Source organism: Natrarchaeobius versutus (genome assembly GCF_041205745.1).
Lineage (GTDB): Archaea > Halobacteriota > Halobacteria > Halobacteriales > Natrialbaceae > Natrarchaeobius > Natrarchaeobius versutus.
On sequence record NZ_JBGFCC010000014.1, the window covers coordinates 1 to 24,476 of the forward strand.

The following is a 24,476-nucleotide window of genomic DNA, read 5'->3' on the forward strand; positions in this document are numbered from 1 at the left end:
CGAAGCGACTTAGTGATCTGAGTAAAACCGGCGTATAAGGGTTGCGTAACCCTTATTCTCGCTATGGGATCGCCCGGATTTGAACCGGGGTCACGGGCACCCAAGGCCCGAAGTATACCAGGCTAACCCACGATCCCGTACACCCGCTTTCGGGCGCACATCATAAAGGGTTTCGTTCCGTCCCGACGAGCGATCACGGTACTCGTCGACACGGAGAGTAACAACGGAAGCTGTTTGCACACCAGTGGGCGATAACCGCGGTTCTCGCTCACTCCGCTGTCTCGCTTCCGTTTCGTTGGTCGTCGAACGCGGCGGCAACCGCAGCGTCAGTTGCCTCCGGCAACTCCCGATCCGATTCCTCTCCTGATGAGGTTGACCCGACGTCGTCTCGCTCGTCGTCGTCTCGCTCGTCGCCGAACGCCGCGGCGACCGCGGCGTCAGTTGCCTCGACGAACTCGCGCCCACCCGTTTCCGGAGATGGCTCCAGGGTGGTCGCCTCGGAACCCGAACGTCTCTCGACGGCTCTCGAGAGCGAATCGTCGTCGGTCACCGTCTCCGTCTGTGAGTCGGATGTCTGGCTTTCGTCGTTCGTCCCAGCTTCGTCGCCTTCCTCTCTCGGGCGGTCGACCGTCACCGTCTCGTCGAAAATTTCCTCGAGGTTCGAGACGACCTCCGCTTCGTGGCTGGACGGATCGAGGTGAAAGTGTGCACAGACGTCCGCGTTCGAGAGTCGGTTCGCCAGTGCGTGGGTAAACTGATACACGCCGCTCGGCGACGTGTGCTCGAGTAACTCGTCTACCGAGTCGAAACAGATCGAGATCTCCCTGCCGGACTCGGACCACTTGGAACAGGTCCGAAGCACAGCGGTCCCGATCGCTGAGAGATCGCCTGGATCCGATATCGGCCCGGTATTGACGGCCTCGCGATCGCCCGCCGGTTTCCGCTCGGCGCCCTCGCCGACGGCGAGTGATTCGATCGGTCCGCCAATCCCCTCGGGACTCGGCCGTTCGGCTCGAGGTCCGTCGACCGACACCGCGAGGAAGGCGCTGTTGGCCCCCCCGCGACACAGTTCGTGACACGCTCGTGGCCCGTGGGACTCGTCATCGACGAACAGGACGTTCGCCGGCGGGTCGACCGCGTCGGGTGAGATCGGATCCATCAGAGTGCCACTCGAGGCGACGCCTGCGGTGGTGCTCGTGATATGTGAACTCTCGGCCTTCACCGTTGTGGCCGACGGCGGAGCTGAACGCCCTCGCTACTGCGTATCCGGTAACAACAGGGAGCGAGGAAAACGACGTTTCGGTGTACCTACTGGCCGGTCGTGGTTTCGTCGATGAGAGATGGCAGTTCGTGGGACGACTACAGATCGGCGTCGCGAAGTTCGATATCCGCGACGAGGTCGTAGGGGTGGGCGTCCTTTCGGATACCGTCGATGAGCGTAAACGCCTCTCCGGGCTCCAGGAAGTGTTCGGTTACGACGCGCCCGAGTGGCGTCGGCTCGAAGCCGTCGATGAACTCGTATTGCAACAGTTTGGCGATCGCGTGTTTCGTCGGCACTTCACCGAGCATTCGATCGTTGAGCGCCTTCGCCGACTTTCCGCCGACGGCGACGTTCGCGAGCGTCTCCTCGACGGCGCTTCCCTCGTCGTAGTGGGTCATCACAGACTCCATCTCACCTTTGAGCAGGGTGAACGCGATCTCGTCCTCGGTCCCCTCCATCGAGTTGTGGTACGAACAGTCGGGTTCGACGAGAACGTACACCGTCCCTTCGTCGTGATAATCCGGCCGTCCCGCGCGGCCGAGCATCTGGGAGAACTCCTGGACCGAGAGCCACTCGATTCCCATCGCCAGCGAGTCGAAGACCACCTGCGAGGCGGGGAAATCGACTCCCGCGGCGAGCGCGGCGGTCGTCACGACGGCCGCCAGTTCCTGTTCGCCGAACTGGCGTTCGACCGACTTCCGGCGTTTGTAATCCAGACCGGCGTGATACGGCGCGGCGGAGTACTCGAGTTTCCTGCTGATCTCGTGACACCGTCTGCGGGAGTTCGTGAAGATGATCGTCTGGCCGCGATACCCCTTCGAGGACTCCGTGTCGAACTCGCGTTTGACGAGTTTGTTCGCGACGCGGACCTTCTCCTGACCGTCGGCGAACGTGACGTGGCGTTCGATCGGCACCGGCCGCTCCTCGAATTCGATCAGCGTCGACTCGAGCGCCTTCGCAAGTTGTTCGGGGTTGCCGACGGTCGCCGAGAGGTAGATCCACTGGGCGCCCTGGTAGTCGTCGCGGCGGGTTGCCCGTTGCTCGGTGACATGTTTGAGCCGCGAGATAAGTCCATCGAGGCGGTGGCCGCGTTCGTCCTCCTTCAAGGTGTGGACCTCGTCGATGACGACGGTTCCGACGTCGCCCATCTCCTTGCCCGTCCGCAGGGCGTGATCGATCCCCTCGTAGGTGCCGACGATGACGTCCGCGTTCGGATCGAACCGGTTGCCGTCGTCGTTGATCCGGCTCGCACCGACGCGGATGGTGACGTCGACGAGGTGGCCGTATTCGTCTTGGAAATCCTCGTACTTCTGGTTCGCGAGCGCCACGAGCGGGACGAGAAAGAGCATCTTCCCTTTCCCTTTCAGGACGCGGTCGATGCCGGCCATCTCGCCGACGAGCGTCTTCCCGGTCGCCGTCGCCGACACCACGAGCTGGTCTTCACCGTCTGCTCGCGGGCTTCGCCCGCTCGCATGGTCCGCGGAACTCCGTTCCGCGCTATCGACCAATCCGTTCTCGACGGAGAGACTCTGGACCGGGAGCAAGGTCTCGAAGCGATCCTCGAGCAGTCCCTGGAGATCGGGGTGGAGATCCAGCGAGTCGACGCGGACGGGATCGACCTCGTCGGTCGTCGCCGAGATCGTATCGAACTTCGTGAGATCGGGATCCAGGCGTCCCTCGAGCAGGTTGACGATCCGCTGGAGATCCTGCACCTCGAGCATGAGTTCCTCGAGGCGGTCTTTCGCGGCGCCGGTGACCCCACCGGCGCCCGAGTACGAAAGCTGACGCTCGAGTTCCTGGCGGGCGCAGTCGCGACAGATCCAGTCACGGTCGTCTTTGACCGCCGTCTCGGTCGTGATCGGGGAGTACCGTCCCGCGGAGGCGCAGTACCGGCAGGTCCGGACGGCTTTCGCCTTCTCCTCGAGTTGGTACCCGGAGAGCATCTCGGTCAGTTCCTCGCGCCCCTCGGGTGAGGTCTGTTCGGAGATACGGATTCGCTCGGATCGGCGCGCCAGTTCGACGAACTCGTCGGGCTGGCGTGGCTCCTCGCTCGAGCCCTGTTTGAGTCGGAACTTGGCCGGCCGGGGGCCGGCGGACGTCTCGGAGAGCCCGAGTTTCGCCCGGAACAACCGCTCGCCGTCGCGCTGGACGACGATCAGGTAGTCGTCGCCCGTCTCGTGACAGAAGATCGTTTCGACCCGCTGAACCTGCTTCGACACGTGCGCTTCTAACGCGGATGGATACTTGAGCGGTTCGGACCCGGACGGCGCTGGGAGCGTTCGACCCCGAGGTGATGGGGAAAATCATGCGGTGAGTGTCGATCTCGCTCGGCAGTCGACCGTTGGAACGGTACTGAATCTCGAGTGATCGTCTCGAGTAAGGACCGCGTCCGAATCGCTCGCCCGCTTTCGGAACGACCGCAGGACGGGTTCCAGCGACGACGGTACCGACGGACGGCGGTTCGGATCAGACGTCGAGGATCCCGTCGTCCGCCCCACCGTTCTCGTGATCATCGTCGTCGCTCCCGTCGTCGCCGTTTCCATCGTCATCACTTCTACCGCTATCGTTTCCATCCTCGTCGCCGCTTCCACCGTTCCCTGCACTTCCATCGTCGTTCCCGCCATCGACCGTCTGGTCTTCGTCGACGCTCTCGATTACGTTCCCCATCAACGAACGGACGTTGTCCTCCTCCCGAGTCGCGACATTCTGGGGGTAAACGCCGATCGTCACGACCCAGTCTTCGGCGGTCTCGACCGCCTCGCTGACGTGGACGGCGACGTCGACGGGTGCACCGCCGAACGCCGCTCGAGCGCTGAATCGAGACTCCGTCGTCTCCTGATCGAGGATCTCGACGCTGTCGTCCCGCTCGTGTTCGACGTTCTCGAGGTCGTCGTAGTTGCTCTCGACCAACTCGACGAGTTCGCGGGCGGACATCTCGCGAACTGGATTGAACTCCCGACCGGCGACGTCGACCTTCGGGGTCGTCAAAACGGTGAAGACGGCACCGCGTTGCTCACCGAGTGGCCCCATATCTATCGCCTTCTCGTGTTCGACCAGATAGTTGCGAGCGACGACCGTCTCGCTGTAGAATGCAACCTCGACGTCTTCTTCGATCGCGATCTCGTCGACTTCGGTCTGTTCGTACCCGGTCTCCGCTCGAGTCGCCGACGTGACACCGGTCGGCGTCGCTTCGTGCTCGGCCAACCCGACCGCGCCGAGACAGCCCGCAAGCGCCGCGAGGCCGATCGCTCCGCCGTTCGCCAGAAGGTGTCGTCGATTCATCCTGGCCGAAATGGTGAATTCAGGCCCAAGAGTGTACCGGTACGGGGAATCGACGCCAATATCATGACACGACTCGGTGACACGTCGGTCGAATTCGTAGACGACGCTGGCGACTCGAGAGACGGAACCGATTAGATCTCGCCGCGAACGATCTCGGCGACGCGAGCGCGATCGAACAGCTCCTCGTCGACGTCGTAGAGCTGTCGTGTCGCACGTTCCGTGACGACGAGGTTCGTGATCGGCCCCTGGTAGAGCGGACCGCCACGGTAGACCTCGCCGTTTTCGACGGGGGTGAGATCGCTCGCGACGGGATGATCTTCCATCTCCGCGACGACGGTCTCCTGGAACTCCGCTTCGGTGAGGGCCTCGTTGCCGCGGATCAAGAGTACGTCGGGCTCGATCTCGAGGAGGTTTTCGTAGTCGATCTGTCCGCGCGAGTCGTGAAAGTCCTCGAGATCGGCCGTGCCCAGCGCATCGTGGACGCCGAGATCGTGCCACTGTTTGAAGCTCGTTCCCTCGTCGACGACGTACGGGAAGAACGTCCCCTCCTCTGCGGGCCACAGGATCGCGACCGCCGGTCGGTCGTCTTCCCGAGGCACGATCCCATCGAGGGTCGCCTGGAACTCGTCGTGAACTTCGACGAAAGCCTGGTAACGCTCCGCTTCGTCGAACACCTCCGCGAGTTTCCCGAACGCCTCGTACAGCGTCAGATACTCGTACTCGTCGTGCCAGGCGTAATCGCGGGAGAAAATGCTGTTACCGAAAAACGGTGCGATTGCCCGTTCGATCTCGTCGATATCGTCCTCGTCCCACCCATCGAACCGATTCATCAGGAAGTTCGGATCGATGACGTGGACGTCCGCGTTCATCTCGTAGAACAGTTCCTTGTCGACGCCCTGATCCGACAGAGAGACCATCCCACTCTTGTCGACGTTTACGCCGGGAATCTCGTCGTAGTACTGGGTGTGATACCGTTCAGTGAGCCAGACGGCCTCGGGAGGTTCCTGGCCCAGTGCAATTCCCATATCGGCCCAGCTACCGTTGTTGGCAACCCACGTCTCCGGCACTGCATCGAACTCGACGGTGCCGACCGGCTCCATCGTGACGGCGTCGCTCTCGGTGAGACCACTTTCGGCGTCGTCTTCCGCGCCACTTGTGGTCGATTCTACGGTGGACGTATCGGTTCCCCCGCCTTCGTTCCCCTCCTGGGACGTACAGCCAGCTAACGTTCCAATTCCAGCAATCACAGCGCCGGCCGAGATGAGTTCTCGTCTCGTCGATATCGGTCCGTGTCGCATGGTTTTAGGCTAACCTAAAAGATGAAAAAGCTTCTGAAGTGAGATTCCCATCGCGGCCGATCGCTCTCTCCGATAGCGGCGGCCCAAACCAGGGGAAGTCGTTTCGGCGTTGATCCGGGTACGAAGCGTTGAACCGGGTTCTGAGCCGTGATCGCTTCACTCGAGCAGTTCGATCTCGTCGTCGCCGTTCGGGACGGCACAGAGGAACGCCCCTGACTCGTCGGCATGGTTTCGGTACCAGTGGACCGTTCCGGCAGAAATCAACAGGGAGTCGCCCGCCGCCACCTCGTACTCCTCGTCGCCGATACCGACCGTGTACTCGCCCTCGAGAACGTACTGTTCGTGTTCGACGGCGTTGGTGTGTTCGGGCACTTCGGCGCCCGGCTCGAGGACGAACCGGCGAATCGCGAATGTCGGCGCGTCGTCGCGCTCGTCGATCAGGACGCCCTTTCGCATGCCGTCGGCGGCGTCGACCGACTCGTACTCGATCTCCTCGCTCGAACGAACCAGTGGCTCGGTCATACACAAGACTGCGCCCTATAGCGCCCTAAATCTCCCGACAACGCTGTCGCTTGCGAGGCGTAAAATACTGCATTCAAGTGCCGATACCGTTACGAATCCGCCTTACAGGCGCTCGACGTTCGTCGCGCGCGGGCCTTTGGGGGCCTGCTCGATGTCGAACTCGAGCTCCTGTCCTTCTTCCAGGTCCGGGCCGCCGATGTCTTCCATGTGGAAGAACACGTCGTCGTCCGCGTCCTCAGTCTCGATGAATCCGTAGCCGCCAGTGTCGTTGAAGAAATCAACGGTTCCTTTCGCCATTGCTTCTAAAGAGACTGGCCGGACACGTATAAACGCTCCGACTCTCGGCGATTAGACATCTTCAGCCTCCTCGAGCCGTCTAACGGCGATCGAGACGATGTAGACGAGCATAAACAGCACGAACCCGACGACGAGTCCGACCAGCTCTCTCGTCCCGACACCGCCTGATCCGACCGTCCAGAGGCCGACCAGCCCGACGACGAAGACGCCGAGTGTGAACGCGCCGATCGCGTAGTAGAAGCCGACGTCGGATTCGAGAATCGAGCGCATCGTCCACTCGTTTCTTTCCGTGCCGAGGGTAAAACGGTACCGAGTGCATCGATCGCGTTCAACCGACCGCGGTCAGTCCCTCGAGTGTGGTCGATGCACGCACAGAGTGACCTCGGCACGTTCGAAGTGAGCTCAACAAATTGATCTTCGCGTGTTCGGAGTGACGTCAGTACAGCAAGCTGTGTGTCGACGTCTCGTACCGATCGGGGACCAGGTCGGCGATCACGTCGGGGTCCGTCTCGCCGTTGACGTTGACGAGGTAGGTTCGACCGTCCTCGTTGCCGTAGATCCCCTGAAAGTCGTAGACGAAGCCGTAAACGTCGACCTCGTCGGGCACGTCCTCGGACTCGCGGAGAAACGACGCCTGATAGTCGACGTTGTACTCGACGAGCTGGTTGATCACCGTCTCGCGGTCCGCGTCCGCGTCGATCAGGTCGCTCTCGAGGGCTTCCTCGATGACCGGAACGAGCAGTTCGATCCACTTGTCGACGCCACGCGGACCGGGTTCGTCGGCACCGGTTGCAACCTCGTAGGCGGTCGTCACCGCCCCACAGCCGGTGTGTCCGACGATCGTCGCGACGTCGGTTCCGGCGTGATAGATCGGATACAGCACGCCCCCGTCGACGATCCGCTCGCCGTCGTCGTCGTCCCAGACCTGATTGCCGATGTTACTCGGCGTAAACACCGTTCCTGGATCGTCGACTCCCCACATCTGCTCCTGTGGAACCCGCGAATCCGAACAGCAGATCGAGACGACGTCCGGGTGTTGACCGGTTTTGACCGCCGAGAAGTGTTCGGACGGAAGGTCGTCGACGTGCGTCTCGTTCCCACCGAGCAGTTGCTCGAGCACCTCGTCGTCGTGTTCCTGAGCGTCCTCACCAACCATACGATAACGAGCACGGAGGATGTTCAAAACAGTTGCCTTTCGGGCAGGATTGCGGACGACCGATCAAACGAAGTCGGGCGTGAGCGGGTACGCCCACGTTTCACCGCCGTAGGCCTTGACTGCGGCGATCGCACAGACGGCGACGTTGACGAACGGAAGGGCGATCAGGAAGGGGATCCCGATCAAGATAGCCGAGAGGAGCGTCGCCGCAATCATCGACAGCGTATAGACGATCTGCCAGTTCAGCGCATTTCGGGCGTTTTCGTCCACGAACGGATCGTCGGCGACGACGAGAACGATGGCGGGGCCAACGATCCACGTGAAGATCGCGAGGAGGTGTGCGGCCGCGGCCAGGAGTTCGTCGTCGTTCGTACCGGCATCCTGGCGACCCCCCGCGGCGTATCCGCCGTCATCGGACCCGTTCCCGTCTACCAGATCGGCGCCGTATCCGCTCCTCTCTCCCGTTTCGTACCCACTCGCGGTGTTCGTTCCCGATTCTTCCTCACCTCCATCATCAGCTCCCTCGATCGGCCGTCGGTCGCCGTCCCGGCCTCCCGTCAGCTCCGTGCCACACTCCGAACAGAAGTTCGCGTCGGGATCGACGTCCGCACCGCAGTGCCAGCAGTAGTCGTCCATGGTCGAGTGATACTTCCTCGGCTATTAAAACGTGCTAGCCCCCTCGACGACGTCCACGACGAGTTTCGCCTCCGCTTCCGGAGGTGTTCGCCCGCCGTCGTTACGAACGAAATGGGCGAGAACCACTGACTGTCCGATCGGTGTGGCTATCGAGTTATAGTGAGTGTCATACAACGGTTCGCACACTCTCTCTGCACTGTCCGACAAACGGTCAGTACAGGCGAACCTCTTTTCGTCTCAGGTGCGCTTCGCGCACCGCTCGACGAAAACCCGTTCATGCCAAAAAGCCGGTCTCGCTCCGTTCGACCGGTGAATCGCGCTCACTACCGGGTCCTTCGGACCACTCGTTCGCGCGAATGCTCGTGCTCACTAAGCACGTGTAGTGACCGTGCTATTCGTCTGAGAGCGGTAGAAATCAATCCCACGAGAAGCCTCCTCTGACACCCTCAGTTATAGTAACAACTGCGACGGTGTACACACCGATCGCCGAGCTCACGGGTCACTAAGTTCCCCGTTCGCTTTCTCGCGGTTCTCGCTCATGGTTCGAAAATCGAAGATGTTCGTCATCACGAACGACCAGCGGTCGTTCGAACGACTTCTTGGCTCACGGGTCACGTTCGTTCCCCGTTCGCGTTCCCGCGGTTCTCGCTCATGGTTCGAAAATCGAAGATTTTCGTCATCACGAACGACCAGCGGTCGTTCGAACGACTTCGTTCGCTCCGAACCGCGCTCGCTCCGAACCGCGCTTTTCGTCTGGCGATCAGGTGTGCAAGACCTGCAGTGACTACTATCTGTTCGCCGAGCGAGTCGGCGAAGGATCGACCCCGTCATCGGAAGCTCCTCGCAGTAGTGAACCACCGGATCGTCCGTCGGCACCGGCAGTCCGTTAGCCTCGAGCATCGTATTCGCGGCAATAGTTGCCTCTGCCGGTTGGAGCGGCCACGGATCGTGGGCGATTTCACCGGTGAGAACGCCGCCGCCGTCCTCGGGAGCGTAGAACCGGCGGCGCTCGGTGAGCCAATACTCGAGCGTACCGGGTTCAGGGGTGACGACGTCTCCCGTCGATCGGTACGTCGCGGAAAACTCGACGGGAGAACCCCTTCTATCTTCGGTCGGGTGGGAACCGGCGCCGAACCGAGTGTAGTTTCTGATACTGGAGAAGCCGACCCGATCACCGTCGGAACCGACTCGCATTCGGGCGCCGTAGACGGGAAGCCGAGTTAGTCGTTGAATTGGCGCGGCGATCAACGGCGAGCCGATGTCGACGCTGAAAAAATACAGTCCCGGATCGTCACGGTATCTGACGTACGTCCGGACGTTGAGTTCGGGAAACGCGGTTCTGGCCAGCGGCGGCGTCCCACGGAGTCCGGCGTTTCCGAGCACGAACGGGACGACGCTGACCCACGCACACCCGTCCCGCGTTTCCAGGGTGAGTTCTCGCGGAACGTGGGGCCTAACCTCGGCGGGGTCGAGAGGCCAATGGGCAAACAGTCCGTGTCGATACGTCATCGACGCGACGTGGGGCATACGCGGAAACGACTCGTCGTCGGTCTCAAATCGAACCGAATCTGTACGGTGTTCGGACATCTCGAGTGCGAGCAAACCGATTCGCCCCGGACTACGACGACCACCGGGATAAAACGAGGAGGAAGCTGACAGCATCGATGGTAATCCGCCATAGATCGCCGTGAACCCCCGATGAACCCAATCCGATCGTTCTCGATTCGAACCGAACGTTCGACTCGCCGACCGTTAATTCGATAGGCCGATAGTTTAAATACAATAGTATAATCAGTAACGGTCGAAGGTAATTACCAATCGTGCAGACCGATTCGATTATGAGCTGTCCGGAGTGTGATGGTCGATTGCGCAAACGGGGGACCGAAACCGTCTGCGAGAAGTGCGGTCTCGTCTCCGAAGAAGACGCGATCGATCGGGGGCCAGAGTGGCGATCGTTCGAGGACGACGAAACCGACCGTCGTCGAACCGGAGCACCGCTGACTCGCTCGAGACACGACCGTGGGCTGTCGACGGAGATCGGCTACGCGTCGGGATCTGATTCGTACAGTTCCCGGCTGACGGGCCGAAAGCGGCGACAAATCGCCCGTCTTCGACGCGAACACAATCGCGCACGGGTCTCCTCGAAAGTCGAACGAAACCAGATCTACGGGTTTGCCGAGATCAGACGGATTCACGCGTTGCTCTCGCTCCCGGATACCGTTCGAGAGGAGTCGTGTACGTTGTTCAAGTCCGCCCAGTCCGAGGGATTACTCCAGGGACGATCGCTCGAGGGATTCTCCGCCGCCTCGATTTACGCGACCTGTCGGGCGTGTTCGATCCCTCGAACCATCGACGAAATCGTCGACGTCGCGCGGGCCGACGAAAACGAACTCAAGGCGGCGTACACGGCCTTGAACCGAGAACTGGGTCTGCCGACGGGGCCGATCGATCCCAGCCAGTATCTGCCGAGGTACGCCTCGAAACTCGAACTCGAGACGAGTGTAGAGCGGCGGGCCCGTGAGTACGTTCGAACCCTACTCGAGGAGGGACTGATCGGCGGTCGGAATCCAAGCGGCGTCGCGGCGGCCTGTCTCTACAAAGCCGCAGGCGATCATCAAGAGTCGTCCTCGCTCACGCAAGCCGACGCCGCCGACGTTGCCGACGTCGCTCCGGTGACGATCCGATCGACCGCCGCGGAACTCGAAGAGTAGTAGCGGCCATCTCGAGTAGCATCGATACCGTATCGTCGCTACTGTAACGACAATTGATCGGCCACAGGCGACGTCGTGGTCTGGTGATCACCACGCTGTCAGACGGTTTTGAAATAGTAACGATATCGGCCGAACTTCGTCGTCGATTCGTCTGTTCATCCGGAAATCAGAGGATGTACCGACAGTTGTTCGTCGGATCGTCACAGGAGATCCGAATTTATACTCAAAAACGATTGAAGACTGAACAGCAAGCTATACCAGTACGGGACGTGAATCCTCGGGTGATGCCCACGGTAGAATACCTCAACTACGAAGTAGTGGACGACAACGGCTGGGACATTTACGACGACAATATCTTCGAGGATGCCGCCGAACAGGGCCTCGACGACGAGGACTACGGAACGCTCGAGGTCAACGAGGGCGAGTACATCCTCGAAGCCGCCGAGGCCCAGGGCTACGACTGGCCCTTCTCGTGCCGTGCTGGTGCCTGTGCGAACTGTGCGGCAATCATCGTCGACGGAGAGATCAACATGGACATGCAACAGATCCTCTCCGACGAGGAAGTCGAGGAGAAAAACGTCGTCTTGACCTGTATCGGGTCTGCCGAGACCGACGAGGTCAAGATCGTCTACAACGCAAAGCACCTCGACTACCTGCAGAACCGCGTCATTTAAACACCGCCCGTCCGCCGGGCCACCGCAACCATTTCTGCCGTCGTCGCCCGCGAGTGACAACCCGTCGTCCGAACCGGCGCGTCGCTCGCTCGGTTCGTCGATCCCAGCATCGCGACGGGTTGGTACTCCAGGAGGTCGTCGAAAATCGGTCGCCACCACGAGTCGATCGAGACCGATGGGCTCGATCCACCGATAACTCGTTACAACGACCCCATCATACGGTCTGTTCTCCGTCGGTTCCGGCGCGACCACGACCCGGAGCGGGTGGGCCGACAGATCAGGACAGCAAACCGTCTCATACGGTTTACTGTCGGTCAGTTCCGATGAGAGCGTGACCCGAACGGCGGTCTCACCGGCAAATAGCGACGGTGACCCGCCTCAGTCGGTCGAAGACCTGACGGTCAGGACGTACTTCCCGATCAGCCCTCCTGTCGCGACGGTCATCACGAGCGCGAACGCCACGACGAATCCCGACATCGAGAGGGGGTCGGTCGCGACCACCGAGAGTTCGTCGCGGACGAACGACCCGGCGGTGACCGCGGCGACGCCGACCAGAATTACGCCGCCGGCGTTCGCGAAGCGAGGGTTCGGCTCCGGGACCGCATCCGGGTGGTTGAGCAGGTAGAGGACGACGACGAGTGCAAACGGCGTCCCGATCAGGCCGAACGCGAGGACGAGGACGAGAAGCGGGAAGAACGCTCCCTCGAGGAACGCGCCGATCGCACCTGCGGCCGCGACGGCGACGATCGCCGCCTGGAAGCGAGTGTCGGAGACGTCGGGTTCCCAACCGAGTTTGTCCGCGAGGAGGTACGGCGGAACGACGGTGTTCGCCCCGAGCGTCGAAATCGCCGCACCCCACAGACCGAGCAAGAAGAGCCACTGGGCGTACTCGCCGGCCAGTGGGCCGAGCGCCTCGGCGGCCGCCGCGGCGTCGAGTTCGGTCGCGACCAGATCCGGCGTATAGAGGACGCTGGCCGCGACGAGGAACGTTGCGAGGCTGAAGATTCCGAACGCGACGAACATCGACGAGCCGACGTCGAACAACCCGAGTTCGTAGTCCTCGCGCGTCCAGCCACGGGCGCGCAACGTGTAGGTGTGCATCGTCACGAGAGTGATGTGGACCGCGCCGCCGAGGACGCCAGCGGCGATCAGGGCGCCGCTCAGTCCGTCGGGAATAACGGGAACCAGTCCGGTCGCGGCGGCGCCCGGATCGATCGGGACGACAAACACCGACGCGACGAACGCGAGGACGACGGCCGAGACGATCACCTTCGCGCCGAGTTCGGCGATCGAGTAGCCGCCGGCGGCCAGTCCGATCGCGAGGATCGCCGCCCAGGCCAGTCCCCAGAGGCGAGCGTCGACGCCGGTGATCGCCGCGCTGACGTCCGCAAGCGTCTTCATGATCACGATCTGTGCGAGCCCCGACGCGAGTACGGCGTCGATCACGAGCACCCAGGCCCAGAACTCGCCGACGTGCTCTTCGACGACGGCGACGATGCCCGACTCGGTGAGCAATCCGAGTCGCATCGAGAGGTACTGGGCCGTCGTCCCCAGTACGGCCGACGCGACGACGACCCACAACAGCGCGTACTCGAAGGCCGCACCGGCGGTGATGACACTCGCCATCGTCGCCGGGCCGGCCGCGATCGCACCGGCGAGCCACGCCGGTCCCATCTTCGAGAGGTATCGGCCGAACGTCTCCCGCCTCGTCGCCGTCGATTCGTGTGAAAGTTCGCCTGTCCCCATTAGGTGGGAGACTCTCCCCGATACGTATAAACCGTTCCACTCTGTTGTACCACCCAGAGATATTCGGTGCCGCCCGGTGAAGCGGAACTATTACTTCAGAATACCACCGACGACTACCTAATGACCACGATTACCACGCTGAGCGACGGGCAGTTCGAACAGTACCAGCGCGAGGGGTACGTCGTCCTCGAGGACGCGCTCTCGACGGAGACGGTCGAGCGGGTACGACGTCGACTGCGCGAGTACACCCACGGCGACCGCGAGCGCGAGGGATTTACCTCCCAACTCGAGCCGGCGGTCGAACGCGGGGAACGGGAGGTCGACGAGCGAGGTGACGCCGTTCGCAAGTTCGAGGGTCTGGGAATGGTCGAGACCGACGACGTCTTCCGCGAGGTGGCAGAGAACGACTCGATCGTTTCGGCCGCACGGGACCTGCTCGGTCCGGATCTCAAGTTGTTGCGAAGTGCCGCGATGTTCAAGCCGCCCCAGGTGGGAAGCGAGAAGGGATTTCACCAGGACGCCGCCTACTACCCGATCCAGCCGATGGACCACGTCACCGTCTGGATCGCCCTCGACGAGGCGACGCCCGAAAACGGCTGTATGACCGTCGTCCCCGGCGCACACAGGGATGGGCTCCTCGAGCACGAGGCCGTCGAGTACGACACCGATATCGTCATCCCCGAGTCCGAATACGACGAGGAGGACCTCGTCCCGGTCCCGATGGAGGCCGGCGACGCGCTGTTCTCTCACTGTCTGTTGCCTCACTACACGGCGCCGAACGAGACCGACCGGTGGCGACGGGCGCTCATCATGGCCTACATGACCTCGCGGTCGCGGTTTACGCAGGACGAGGCGGAGCGGCCGCCGTGGGTCGACTCGGTTCGGATCGCGGGCGAGGAGTTTCCCGGTTGCGTCTAGTACCCTCCCAAGCGTCGACTGACGAGCGAAATCGACACCTACCGCATGATTTCGCTCAGCAGTTCAGGCTTGGGACGCCACTAGTGGCGTTCAGAACCTGAACTCCCGGTCGGATCCATCCCCCGAACGCCAGCCGAAACAATAACGCCGCCGCGCTCGAGAGTGGGGGACGTGACGCTCGCTGGCACGTCGATCGCGGCACCGGACCTCCTGCGGCTCGTCGCGGTTCCCGTCTTCGCCTGGGTCGCGGTTCGTGACATCAAGACACGCCGGGTCTCGAGTGGCGTCTGGATTCCGCTCGCGAGCCTCGGAGGGCTCTTGCTCGTCTGGGACGGCTGGCGAGCCTGGAACGCCGGCGGTTTCGTCTGGACCCACGAGTTTCTCCTCCCGGCGGCGATCAGCCTGGGGTTCGTCGTCCCCATCGGGTACCTGTTCTGGTGGTTCGGCGGCTTCGGCGGCGCCGACGCGAAGGCGTTGATGGTGATCGCGTTGCTCTTTCCGACGCTCCCGACGTACGCGATCGGCTCGTGGACGTTCCCGGTCGCGCCGACGCCCGTCGGCGCGCTCTCGTTTACCATCCTGACCAACGCCGTCGTCGTCGGAATCGCCATTCCGATCGTGCTAGCGCTCCGAAACGCCGCGGCCGGACGGATCGCACCCGTCATGGTCGTCGGCTGGCCGATCCCCTGGGATCGCGTTCCGACGACACACGGCACGTTGCTCGAGACGCCGACCGGACTCACTCGCCGCGGCCTCGACCTCGACGCCCTCCGGATGTACCTGCGGTGGCGCGGCCTCTCTCTCGAGGACGTCCGCGAGCACCCGGATCGGTACCGCGATCCGGCGACGGTGCCGGAAGACCCCAACCCGCCGACCGACGGTGCCGTCACCGCGACGGTACGAAGCGACGGCGGGAGCCAGGAGTTCACCGAGGACGCCCCGAGCCCACTCGAGGACGCAGGCGAGACGCCCACCTACGACGACCCGTGGGGTGCGGAAACGTTCCTCTCGGAGATCGACGGGTCGGCCTACGGGACGACGCCGGCGGAACTCCGGGAGGGACTCGAGGTGCTCGCCGAGTCCGAGACGGTCTGGATCTCGCCCGGGACGCCGTTTCTCGTCCCCGTGTTCGTCGGAATGGTGATCGCACTTACGTACGGCGATCTGTTGATCGGAACGATACTCTGATACGGTTTGCTGTAACGATTTACCGGTGCGACCGCAGGACGGGTCGCGGTCGCACCGGAAATGACTTACAGCAGACCGTATGAGCGGTGTCCTTAGATCAGTCCGTCCTCGCTCGCCAGCAACAGCGCGGACATCGTCGAGTCGTTCGCCGGTTGGTCGCGAGTGCGCTCGAGCGCCCGGGAAATCGGAACCGTCCGCACCTCGAGGAACTCGTTCGAGTCGAGTTTTCGCTCGCCGAGTTCGAGGCCCTCGGCGTAGACGACGGCCCGGTCGTGGCGAAGCACGCCGGTCGCGACGGCGTACTCCTGAAGTAACGCGGTACTCGAGGGGCGGAAACCGGTCTCCTCCTCGAGTTCGCGCGCCGCCGCCGTCGTGTACGACTCGCCGTCCTCGACGATGCCCGCGGGCAACTCGAGGTGGGTCTCGCGGATCGTCGGCCGGTATTGCTCGACGAAGAGGAGCTGATCCTCGTCCATCGCGTCGCGGTCTGACCCCTCCGCGTCGTCGGTCCCCGCCGAGTCGCCGTCGAGGGTCGCGATCACTCCGCCGTCGACGCGAGCCACCACGACGACCGCGGGCGGCAACTCGGCCCAGTAGTATCGCTTCTCGCTCCCGTCGGGTTGCTCGAGCAGGTCGTACCCCGCGTCGTACCACGGCGTCTCGTACTCGGTGACCGCCTCGATTAGCGTCCACTCGTCGGAGTTCGTCATCGGTGGGGAATCGACGCTCGAACGGATAAGCGGTGGTGATTCCTCGAGACGGTGGTCGATGCGACCGCCGCAGAACCCGTCTCAGACCAGATCCCGGTAAATTCGGCCGAACGCCTGCCGGCGCAGCGTTGCGACCGCCGCCTCCTCCTCGTCCTGAAACGTCGCGGCGACCGCCTCGCCGTCGGGTCCGGCATGCCAGACGACGTTGTCGACCCGTTCGTGACCGGCCTCTGTGACCTCGCCTTCGTAGGCGTCGCGCCACTCGTCGTACTCCTCGCGGGTGCCGACGGTGACCGAAAGGAGACTCGCGAACAGCGCGTCTCGAGCCGTCTCGACGACGTCGCCCGTAACGCGGTCGTCGTACTCCGCGCGATCGAACTCCATCGCCTTGGCGACCTCGCGGACGACCGTCTGAGCCGCGGGGCCGACAGATTCGTACGCCTCCCGTGTCGCCGCTCGTGACTCGAACTCGAACGTCCCGACCGTGTGCATACGCGAACGGTCGGGCGTCGACTAGTTACGCGTTTTCGTTCGATCCGCCCTCGGCCCCTTCGTCCGCGACGTTCTCGTTTTCGACGTTCGATCCATCCTCGCCTCCGCCGCCCGCGTCCCCATCGTCCGTGCCGCCTTCCTGCCCGTCGTCTCCATCGTCCTCGCTTTCGTCTTGCATCCGCCGGGTGAGTGCCCGGGCCTCCTCGAGGACGCCCGCCGCCTCCCCCGACAACTCGCCGCGTCCGGGCTGACGAGTCTGTTCTGCGAGGCCGCCCTCGAATCCAGGAGGTCGAGCCGGCTCGGTGCCGCGGCTCGAGCCCTCGAACTCGGGCGTGTCGATCTCGGGTGCGTGTGCGGCGACGATCTCGCCGAGTTCCGTCGGCGAGCAGTCGCCCCACTCGGGGGCGTACTCCTCGAGCCACTCGAGGTGGTCCCGGCGGCCGAGCGAGGCGGTGACCGCGAGGTGGTTCGCGAGGTGTTCGGCGTCGGCCTGTTCGACGCCACAGACCGGGCAGGCGTATCCCATACGGAACCCGTGACCGCGGACGAATAAAACGCCCACGCAACGCCGAGCGATGGGGAGAATTATAGTAACAACTGAAACTGTTTGCACACCGATCGCACAGCCTTCGTGCGATCGGGTGCACACTGACTTTCAGTGGCTACTATAGTCGTCCGAGACAGACACGTTGAATACGGCTCGGTTTCGGCGTGACGTCGAGACGAACTCGCCGAGATAGCCGCTGTTGTCGTAACAACTGCAACGACGTACACACTGATCGCCGACCAGTCTGGCGATCGAGTGTACGAGACGTGCAGTGGCTACCATAGGACCCGACCGAATTGAATCCGGCCGGATACCCGTGGGAACGAACATCATAATAGATTGAATTATCGGGTGAGAATACTTATGTGATGGGATGAAACAGGGGAGACCATGGGCACGCACGACACGTTTGGCGAGGGCAGACTCGGGCGACGATCGTTCGTCTCGTTACTCGGGGCCACGGCGGGAGCGTTCGCGCTGTCGGGGTCGACGGGCGCGACCGGCGGCGGGTCGACCTCGAGCGACGGACTCGAGGCGCTGTCGTTTTACTCGACGGCGTCGCAGGTAGGCGCCGATGGCGGGCCGCTTACGGACGAAGATCACGTCGTCGCGTGGGCCTCCGAAGAGGCGTACGTGATGATCGCCGACGAGGATGGAACCGACGAGGAGGACGTCGTCTTCTACGAGGACGAGCGAATTCCCCTGATCTCCCAGGACGGCAACGTGATGGGAATCGGAAGCGCTGGCTTCCTGAGCGACGAACGCGGCGGCTTTCACCACGGCAACGAGCAGTTCGTCCTCAACGCCTGGGACGACCTGATGGGGTCAGACAGCACGGTCCTCTGGGACGAGAGCCACCAGCAGTACTGGGATCTCGAGAGCCACCAGGTTTTCCGGCGCTACGCCGAAGATCACGGCTACGAGCTACAGACCCTCGAGGAGTTCGACGCCGACGGAACCGTCCTCGAGTTCTACTCGACGGCGAGCCAGATATCGCCCGACGGCGACGCGCTCACCGAGGACGACGTCGCGGCCGACGACGACCTCTCGGTGCTGGCGTGGGCCGAGGGGACGGCGACGAACGTCGACGGGACCGACGAAGGCGCGTACATCTACGCCGACGACGAGCGGATTCCGGTGATCACGCGGGACGACACCGTGGTCGGGTTCGGCGCGCCGTTCGCCGAGGACGAGAGCGACCGCGAGGAAAACAGGGAGTTCGTCCGCGCCGTCTGGGACGACGTGATCGACGGCGAGACGGTCTACTGGGACGAGAGCCACGACCAGTACTACGACGTCTCGCAGTTCGAAGACCTCGTCGCCGGCGCCGAGGCGACGGGCTACACCGTCGAGCCGACCGACGACCTCCTCGCAGTTCTCGGTGGGAACTCGGACGGCGCCTCGAGCGACGGCGGCGAATCCACGAACGGCGACGACGATATCGACGACTCGAGCGGCGGTGATGGAGCCGCCGCGGACGCCGACGCCGTCGTCATCACCACCCCCGCGGAGGCGTTTTCGGACGCGGAACTCGCGGCGCTCGCGGCGTTCGTCGACGACGGGGGGAGCGTCTTCCTTCACGACCAGTCCGATTTCGGCGGCCACGACGAGACCGACAATCTAAACGAAATCGCCGACGCGCTCGGGCTGGGATTCCGGTTCAACGCGGATCAGGTCGAAGACGACGCGACCGGCTGGGACGACTTCGTGTTCACGACGACCGACTTCGCCGAGGAGTATCTCGAGGGAGACGTCTCGGTCGGACTCGACGAGGCGGACGGTCTCGTCATCACTACGCCCGAGTGGGAGTTCTGGGACTCCGAACTCGAGACGCTCGAGTCGTTCGTCGACGACGGGGGGAGCGTCTTCCTGTTCGACCAGTCCGATTTCGGCGGCCACGACCGGACGGAGAACTTAAACGAGATCGCCGACCACCTCGATCTTGCCTTCCGGTTCAACGGCGGCCAGGTCGAAGACGAGGTCCACAACGCCGGGCCGGAGTACGAGCCGCTTGCGACGGAGTTCTCGCCGGTGTTCGACTACTTCGCGGACAGAGACGGCGTCGCGATCGAGTTCGAACGCGGCGAAGAGTACTACGGACGGGTCGTCCGCGTCTTCGACGGCGACACGTTCGAACTCGAGTTCGACACCGAGTACGGCTACCGCGACGTCGTTCGCCACATCGGGATGGACACCGCCGAGACGCCGCCCGCGGAGAACGAACCCGAGGAGTGGTTCGGGATCCCCGACGACGCGGACGAACACCTCTACGAGTGGGGCGCAAACGCCACCGAGTTCTCGCTCGAGCTCATGGCACCCGAGGACGCCGAGGCCGGCGAAACCGGTATCGAGGGACGCCACGTCAAGATCACGTTCGACGCCGACGAACCCCTGCGGGGTAACTACGGTCGGCTCCTGTCGTACATGTACTACGACCCCGACGACTATTCGGCCGAGTTCGGGACCGGCTCGTTCTCGCGAAACTACAACCGCGAAACTGTCGAAAAAGGCTACGCCCGCGTCTACTCTTCGGGCTTCACGAAACACGACGAGTGGTCGGCACTCGAGGAAGACGCCCTCGCCGAGGGGCGGGGCATCTGGTCGGCGGCCGACTTCGACGCGCTCGAGCCGATCCGCAACGATCCCGTCGAGGAGCTGTTCGTCCCGTCGGCACGGAGCATCCGGAGCGCCGACGGCTGGGGCGGGAGCCCGCTCTCCAGCGACCGCGTGCCAGTAACGGCCGCCTCGAGCGCCGAACAGGAACTCGCCGAGGGTGGCGTCGCCTACGACGACGAGATTCCGCTGGTCGGCGTCGACGAAGACGAACGCGTCGCGCTCGTCGGTGGCCTGATGATCCACGAGGACTACGAGGAAGCCGAGGAGTTCGGCGCCGACACGAGCGGCTACGGTAACTTCCCGTTCCTCTCGAACCTCCTCGATCACCTCTCGGAGACAGAGGGCGACGTACTCGTCGCCGGCGGACAGGGACAGTTCAACGCCGACGGCTCGCTCTCGCTCGAGCGCTGTCAGTACTATCTCCGGTATCTCGAGGGGATGGGCCTTCGCCTCCGCCAAATCAACGACTTACCGGAGACGCTCCCGGCCGAAGCGGAGACGCCACGGGCCGTCCTGATCACGGCACCAGCCAGAGAACTCGAGTTCGACGAGATCCTCGCCCTCCGCGAGTTCCAAAACGAGGGCGGCGCCGTCGTCATGCTCGGCAGTTCTGAGGCAACGGCCGACCACACGGAGAACCTGAACGATCTCGCGAAGGCGCTGAAGACGGACCTCCGGTTCAACGCGGACGCGGTCGTCGACGAGGAACACAACCTCGCGGACGACCCGAGCGTGCTCGAGACGGCGGCCTTCGACGAGGCGTTCCCGCTGTTCGACGCCTACGATCCGTCGGCCCACGAGGACGACGAGGACGAGGACGAAGACGAGGATGAGGACGAAGCGCCCGGAAACAGCGGCGACGCACCGGGACACCAGGGTGAGTGTCCGGGCAATAGCGGCAACGCCCCAGCCGCCGGCGACGGCTGTCCCGGCAACAGCGGGAAGGCACCTCGAGGGAGCGGTCCCGGCGACGGCGGACCGCCCGGACATGCCGGCAACGGTGGCGGACCGCCCGGACATGCCGGAAACGGCGGTGGACCACCAGGGCACGCTGGCAACGGCGGCGGACCACCTGGAAAATAGTGGTTAGCTGACAGCCAATCGGACCGGAACCACTCTCACAGTTCAGGCCGACGCTACAACCGACGGGGCGCCTTCACGTCCGTATGGACGAGATCGATCGCGAGACGGTCGCGTACGGCGACGAAATCGCCGGCGTGGAGACGTTCACACGACAGGCGCGTCGACGAGCCGAAACCGAACGCGAAGCGGTCGAGTGGGCCATCGAGGAACTCGAGTCGCAGATATCCACGCAGGGTGTCGACCTCGAGCCGTTGCTCGAGTACGCTCGCCGGAGCCGCGAGAGCCTCCCGGATCGTCACCGGCGAGCCTACGAGGCGATGGCCGACGCGTTCGACGTCAATGCCGAGATCTACGAGGTGTACGTCTTCGCGTTCTCGGAACTCTGTGAGGAGCTGGCGGAGGGAACGGGACGATCTGAGAAGAATCCGAGGGGGTGTACGAACGCACTGGTCTCGAGCCCGAAAGCCGACCGCGAGGCCGTCGACGGTCCGCTCGTGTGCAAGAACCGGGACATCGCGGGGCGAGGCGTCCGGCCCAAATCGATCGTCGAACAGCCACCGATCGACGACTACCACGGCTTTCTGACGGTCGACACCTGCGGGACGATCTCGATATTCAAGGGCGTCAACGACCGAGGGCTCGTCGCCGCGAACACCCACATCGACAGCGAACGCGAGGACGTCCCGCCCGAGGATCAGCTTCGGAACGGAACCGTGATCCGGATCGTCCTCGAGGAGTGTGCCACCGTCGCCGAGGCGCGGACGGCACTCGAGTCGTACCCGACGCGGCGGCTGATGGGCCAGACGCTGTTTCTCGCCGACGAAACCGACGCGATCGTTCTCGAGATCGATCCCGTCGCCGAACGAATCGCCGGCGACGACGAGCCGGTCGTGGCGCGGACGAACCACTTCGTCAACTCCCGCTCGACGGAAACCGAGAGTTCGACGATCCGACGGGAGAGAGCGCTCGAGGTGCTCGAGGGGAACGCACCCCTCGAGCGCGAAGACTTGTGGGAGATCGCACAGGATCACGAGAACGGCCCCGGCGACGACTCGATCTGCCGACATCCCGAACCCGAGACGGACGAACCGCACGCCTTCGGTCAGCTCACGACGGCGAGTACGGCGGTCTTCGAAGGGGGGTCGCCGACGATCGAGGTTGCGATCGGAAACCCCTGTGAAACCGAGCGCACGCGGTGTGCGTTCGGCGAGGACGTGCCGACCGACCTCTGGACTGGACGGCGGTGGCTCGAGCGGATGCGCTGATTCGATCGAAATTCGACCGTTAGACTCGAGCGCGGTGTCGATCGAGGTCGGCCTCGAGCGTGATCAGCCGAAAACGGCGTCTTCGAGCGCTCAGACGGAGTGGAGGTATCCGACGATAGCCGCGGTGAGAAACAGGTTGGCAAAGGAGAGAACGAGCAGTCCCTTCCAGCCGATGGCGATAAACTGGTCGATACGAAGACGAGGGATGGCCGATCGGAGCCACTGGGTGAACAGGAAGACGGCCCAGATTTTGAGCAAGAACCAGACGATGCCCGGCAACACCGGGCCGGCCGGACCGCCGAGGAACACCGTCGCGACGATGGCGCCGCCGAGGAAGATGTGGACGAACTCGCCCATGTACAGCAGCGTAAAGTAGACCGAGGAGTACTCGGTCTGGTAGCCGGCGACGAGTTCGGCCGGCGCCTCCGCCATGTCGAACGGGTTTCGACCGACCTCTCCAATCATTGCCGCGAGAAAGATCACGAATGCGAAGGGGTTGACGAACGCGTACCACGCCGGCACGCCCACGCCAGCGACGGAGAACAGTTCGCCGCTCTGGGCGACAACAATGGTACTGGTCCGCAACGAACCGGCGAACAACACCACCGACATCCCGGCGACGATCAGCGGAATTTCGTAGGCAATCGTCGTCGCGATCGCCCGGAGGCTGCCGAGCAGGGAGTACTTGTTCCCCGACGCGTAGCCGGCCATCACCAGCCCGACGCTCGTGATCCCGGCGACTGCGAACGCGAACGCGAGCCCGACCTCCGGATCGGCGATCTGTACCCCGCTTCCCATCGGAATCACCGCGAATCCAAGGAGTGCCGAGGACGCGACGACGAGCGGTGCAAGGTCGTAGGCCGGCCGGTCCGCATTCGTTGGAACGATATTCTCCTTCGACAACAGACGAACCGCGTCAGCGACGATTATCAACAGCCCGAACGGACCGAGGTGAGTGACTGCGATGCGATCGGTGAACGCGGCAGTAACCTTCCGTTTGGCCCAGATGACCAGCGCCGCGTTCGCCAGGACGACGTTCACGACGAGAAACGCCGCGAGGACCGCGGCGAGGAACTCGCCGAGGACGCCGTACTCGCCTAGCCCGACGACCTCACCGATCCGCTCGGGAAGCAAGGGTCGTTCACTCATCGATCCACCTCGACGACGCCACGCTCAGTTCTCGCCCCAGCACACACATCGAAAGTGCGGCGAAAGCGTCGAATACGTTCGTGCGAAATATTTCGAACGCTTATACGTCGGACGTCCGCGCCGCCGTCACCCCCCCTACTCTTCCATTTCCATCCTCAGTCACGCCGAGTTCCGCCGCAACGAGGGTTGCGTGTGCCCGTCGGAGCAGGTTCGAAACGGTCGAGATAGCACACTCGAGTTCCGACGCGATCGCCTCCAGGTTGGCTTCGCGCGGAAGCTCGTAGTAGCCAAGCTCCCAGGCCGTCTCGATCGCCCGCCGCTGTTTGGCTGTGAGCGCCGATCGTGTACTGCCCGGGATCGAACCGACCGAGACGACTTCCATCGAGACCGCATCCGGGATCTCGTTGCGGATCTCGCGAACGTCAGTCGAGGTGCCGACGAGCGAGACGATCATCCGCCGATCCGGAAGAAACTCGACCGGTGGAACGACGGCGAGGGTTTCGCGTCGAAACGCCGCCGCGAGGCGCCTGTTGTGCGCATCCAGTTCGGATCTCAAGTACGAGTAACAGCCGCCGTTCGCGTCGCGATACACCTCACAGTCCTCGACGTCGGCTTGCGCGTGCAAGGCACGCTCGTAGACATCGGGATCACCCTCGACGTAGTTGATGGCCGTCTCGCACCCGTCAGTCACATCGAAGTAAAAGAGCAGTTCACGGGAGAGTTCTGGGTCGGTACACACGAGGGAGTGGACCGGATGGATGGTCTGCTTCGCGTGCGTGATCGCGACCCGTACGGCGTTCATATCGCCACGTATCCGCCGCTCGAGAGTAAATCTGAAGCCGGTCTAGACCGGGTCATTTTTACTAGTCGCAGATCGCGTTTCACGCCGCCAGGAAACGGTCGAAAGGTTCGCGCCGCCCAGGGA

At 63.3% G+C, this 24,476-nt stretch carries 21 protein-coding genes, 1 tRNA gene and 1 pseudogene; 6 read left to right on the forward strand and 17 right to left on the reverse strand.

Going from position 1 to position 24,476, the window contains the following annotated elements:
• Nucleotides 1-64 precede the first annotated feature (64 nt).
• From AB7C87_RS23075 to AB7C87_RS23125, 11 genes and pseudogenes are all read right to left on the reverse strand, one after another.
• A tRNA-Pro gene (locus AB7C87_RS23075) sits at nucleotides 65-137 on the reverse strand.
• Between the two features lie 131 nt (nucleotides 138-268).
• Nucleotides 269-1,159, reverse strand: a complete 891-nt coding sequence (locus AB7C87_RS23080) for a DUF7504 family protein (RefSeq protein ID WP_369731884.1) — start codon at nucleotides 1,157-1,159, stop codon at nucleotides 269-271.
• Nucleotides 1,160-1,359: 200 nt separating this feature from the next.
• Nucleotides 1,360-3,480, reverse strand: a complete 2,121-nt coding sequence (locus tag AB7C87_RS23085) for a DEAD/DEAH box helicase (RefSeq protein WP_369731885.1) — start codon at nucleotides 3,478-3,480, stop codon at nucleotides 1,360-1,362.
• Between the two features lie 247 nt (nucleotides 3,481-3,727).
• A complete protein-coding gene (locus AB7C87_RS23090) occupies nucleotides 3,728-4,543 on the reverse strand; it encodes a DUF6517 family protein (RefSeq protein WP_369731886.1) in 816 nt (271 codons plus the stop codon).
• A 131-nt stretch (nucleotides 4,544-4,674) separates the two neighbouring features.
• Nucleotides 4,675-5,841: an ABC transporter substrate-binding protein gene (locus AB7C87_RS23095; RefSeq protein ID WP_369731887.1), complete on the reverse strand. Its 1,167-nt coding sequence runs from the start codon at nucleotides 5,839-5,841 to the stop codon at nucleotides 4,675-4,677.
• Nucleotides 5,842-5,997: 156 nt separating this feature from the next.
• A complete protein-coding gene (locus AB7C87_RS23100; protein ID WP_369731888.1) occupies nucleotides 5,998-6,363 on the reverse strand; it encodes a cupin domain-containing protein in 366 nt (121 codons plus the stop codon).
• Between the two features lie 102 nt (nucleotides 6,364-6,465).
• Complete coding sequence (locus AB7C87_RS23105) at nucleotides 6,466-6,660, reverse strand: cold-shock protein (RefSeq protein ID WP_005554588.1); 195 nt, start codon at nucleotides 6,658-6,660, stop codon at nucleotides 6,466-6,468.
• A 51-nt stretch (nucleotides 6,661-6,711) separates the two neighbouring features.
• Nucleotides 6,712-6,930, reverse strand: a complete 219-nt coding sequence (locus tag AB7C87_RS23110) for a hypothetical protein (protein ID WP_369731889.1) — start codon at nucleotides 6,928-6,930, stop codon at nucleotides 6,712-6,714.
• Between the two features lie 166 nt (nucleotides 6,931-7,096).
• Complete coding sequence (locus AB7C87_RS23115; protein WP_369731890.1) at nucleotides 7,097-7,816, reverse strand: carbonic anhydrase; 720 nt, start codon at nucleotides 7,814-7,816, stop codon at nucleotides 7,097-7,099.
• Nucleotides 7,817-7,879: 63 nt separating this feature from the next.
• Entirely contained in the window at nucleotides 7,880-8,452 is a 573-nt protein-coding gene (locus tag AB7C87_RS23120; RefSeq protein ID WP_369731891.1) for a magnetosome magnetite crystal formation protein family, read from the reverse strand.
• A gap of 804 nt (nucleotides 8,453-9,256) precedes the next feature.
• Nucleotides 9,257-10,039, reverse strand: a pseudogene (locus AB7C87_RS23125) (YqjF family protein); the annotation flags it as partial.
• Nucleotides 10,040-10,290: 251 nt separating this feature from the next.
• Here AB7C87_RS23125 and AB7C87_RS23130 point away from each other — a divergent pair.
• Both AB7C87_RS23130 and fer read left to right on the forward strand, forming a co-directional pair.
• Nucleotides 10,291-11,163 (forward strand): transcription initiation factor IIB, encoded by an 873-nt coding sequence (locus AB7C87_RS23130; protein WP_369731892.1) that lies wholly within the window; start codon nucleotides 10,291-10,293, stop codon nucleotides 11,161-11,163.
• 284 nt (nucleotides 11,164-11,447) lie between these two features.
• Nucleotides 11,448-11,837 (forward strand): ferredoxin Fer, encoded by a 390-nt coding sequence (gene fer, locus AB7C87_RS23135; RefSeq protein WP_369731893.1) that lies wholly within the window; start codon nucleotides 11,448-11,450, stop codon nucleotides 11,835-11,837.
• Between the two features lie 378 nt (nucleotides 11,838-12,215).
• Here the strand turns inward: fer and AB7C87_RS23140 are convergent, their stop codons facing one another.
• Nucleotides 12,216-13,583, reverse strand: coding sequence for an NRAMP family divalent metal transporter (locus tag AB7C87_RS23140; RefSeq protein ID WP_369731894.1), 1,368 nt, complete (start codon nucleotides 13,581-13,583; stop codon nucleotides 12,216-12,218).
• Between the two features lie 120 nt (nucleotides 13,584-13,703).
• Here AB7C87_RS23140 and AB7C87_RS23145 point away from each other — a divergent pair, with 120 nt between their 5' ends.
• Both AB7C87_RS23145 and AB7C87_RS23150 read left to right on the forward strand, forming a co-directional pair.
• Complete coding sequence (locus AB7C87_RS23145; RefSeq protein WP_369731895.1) at nucleotides 13,704-14,501, forward strand: phytanoyl-CoA dioxygenase family protein; 798 nt, start codon at nucleotides 13,704-13,706, stop codon at nucleotides 14,499-14,501.
• Between the two features lie 171 nt (nucleotides 14,502-14,672).
• Nucleotides 14,673-15,689 carry an A24 family peptidase C-terminal domain-containing protein gene (locus tag AB7C87_RS23150; protein ID WP_369731896.1) on the forward strand — a complete coding sequence of 339 codons (1,017 nt, stop codon included), beginning with the start codon at nucleotides 14,673-14,675 and terminating at the stop codon, nucleotides 15,687-15,689.
• A 92-nt stretch (nucleotides 15,690-15,781) separates the two neighbouring features.
• Here AB7C87_RS23150 and AB7C87_RS23155 read toward each other — a convergent pair whose 3' ends face one another.
• The 3 genes from AB7C87_RS23155 to AB7C87_RS23165 form a co-directional block, all read right to left on the reverse strand.
• Complete coding sequence (locus tag AB7C87_RS23155) at nucleotides 15,782-16,399, reverse strand: NUDIX hydrolase (protein ID WP_369731897.1); 618 nt, start codon at nucleotides 16,397-16,399, stop codon at nucleotides 15,782-15,784.
• An 81-nt stretch (nucleotides 16,400-16,480) separates the two neighbouring features.
• Nucleotides 16,481-16,891: a DUF5809 family protein gene (locus AB7C87_RS23160; protein WP_369731898.1), complete on the reverse strand. Its 411-nt coding sequence runs from the start codon at nucleotides 16,889-16,891 to the stop codon at nucleotides 16,481-16,483.
• 25 nt (nucleotides 16,892-16,916) lie between these two features.
• A complete protein-coding gene (locus tag AB7C87_RS23165) occupies nucleotides 16,917-17,417 on the reverse strand; it encodes a DUF5810 domain-containing protein (RefSeq protein ID WP_369731899.1) in 501 nt (166 codons plus the stop codon).
• A gap of 411 nt (nucleotides 17,418-17,828) precedes the next feature.
• On the opposite strand from AB7C87_RS23165, the gene AB7C87_RS23170 reads away from it, so the two are divergent.
• Together AB7C87_RS23170 and AB7C87_RS23175 are read left to right on the forward strand one after the other, a co-directional pair.
• Nucleotides 17,829-21,137 carry a thermonuclease family protein gene (locus tag AB7C87_RS23170; RefSeq protein WP_369731900.1) on the forward strand — a complete coding sequence of 1,103 codons (3,309 nt, stop codon included), beginning with the start codon at nucleotides 17,829-17,831 and terminating at the stop codon, nucleotides 21,135-21,137.
• Nucleotides 21,138-21,220: 83 nt separating this feature from the next.
• Nucleotides 21,221-22,402, forward strand: a complete 1,182-nt coding sequence (locus AB7C87_RS23175) for a C45 family autoproteolytic acyltransferase/hydrolase (protein WP_369731901.1) — start codon at nucleotides 21,221-21,223, stop codon at nucleotides 22,400-22,402.
• A 90-nt stretch (nucleotides 22,403-22,492) separates the two neighbouring features.
• On the opposite strand, the gene AB7C87_RS23180 is transcribed toward AB7C87_RS23175, so the two are convergent.
• Together AB7C87_RS23180 and AB7C87_RS23185 are read right to left on the reverse strand one after the other, a co-directional pair.
• Nucleotides 22,493-23,551 carry a complex I subunit 1/NuoH family protein gene (locus AB7C87_RS23180; protein ID WP_369731902.1) on the reverse strand — a complete coding sequence of 353 codons (1,059 nt, stop codon included), beginning with the start codon at nucleotides 23,549-23,551 and terminating at the stop codon, nucleotides 22,493-22,495.
• 100 nt (nucleotides 23,552-23,651) lie between these two features.
• On the reverse strand, nucleotides 23,652-24,353 hold the full coding sequence (locus tag AB7C87_RS23185; protein ID WP_369731903.1) for a helix-turn-helix domain-containing protein: 702 nt from the start codon (nucleotides 24,351-24,353) through the stop codon (nucleotides 23,652-23,654).
• Nucleotides 24,354-24,476 lie beyond the last annotated feature (123 nt).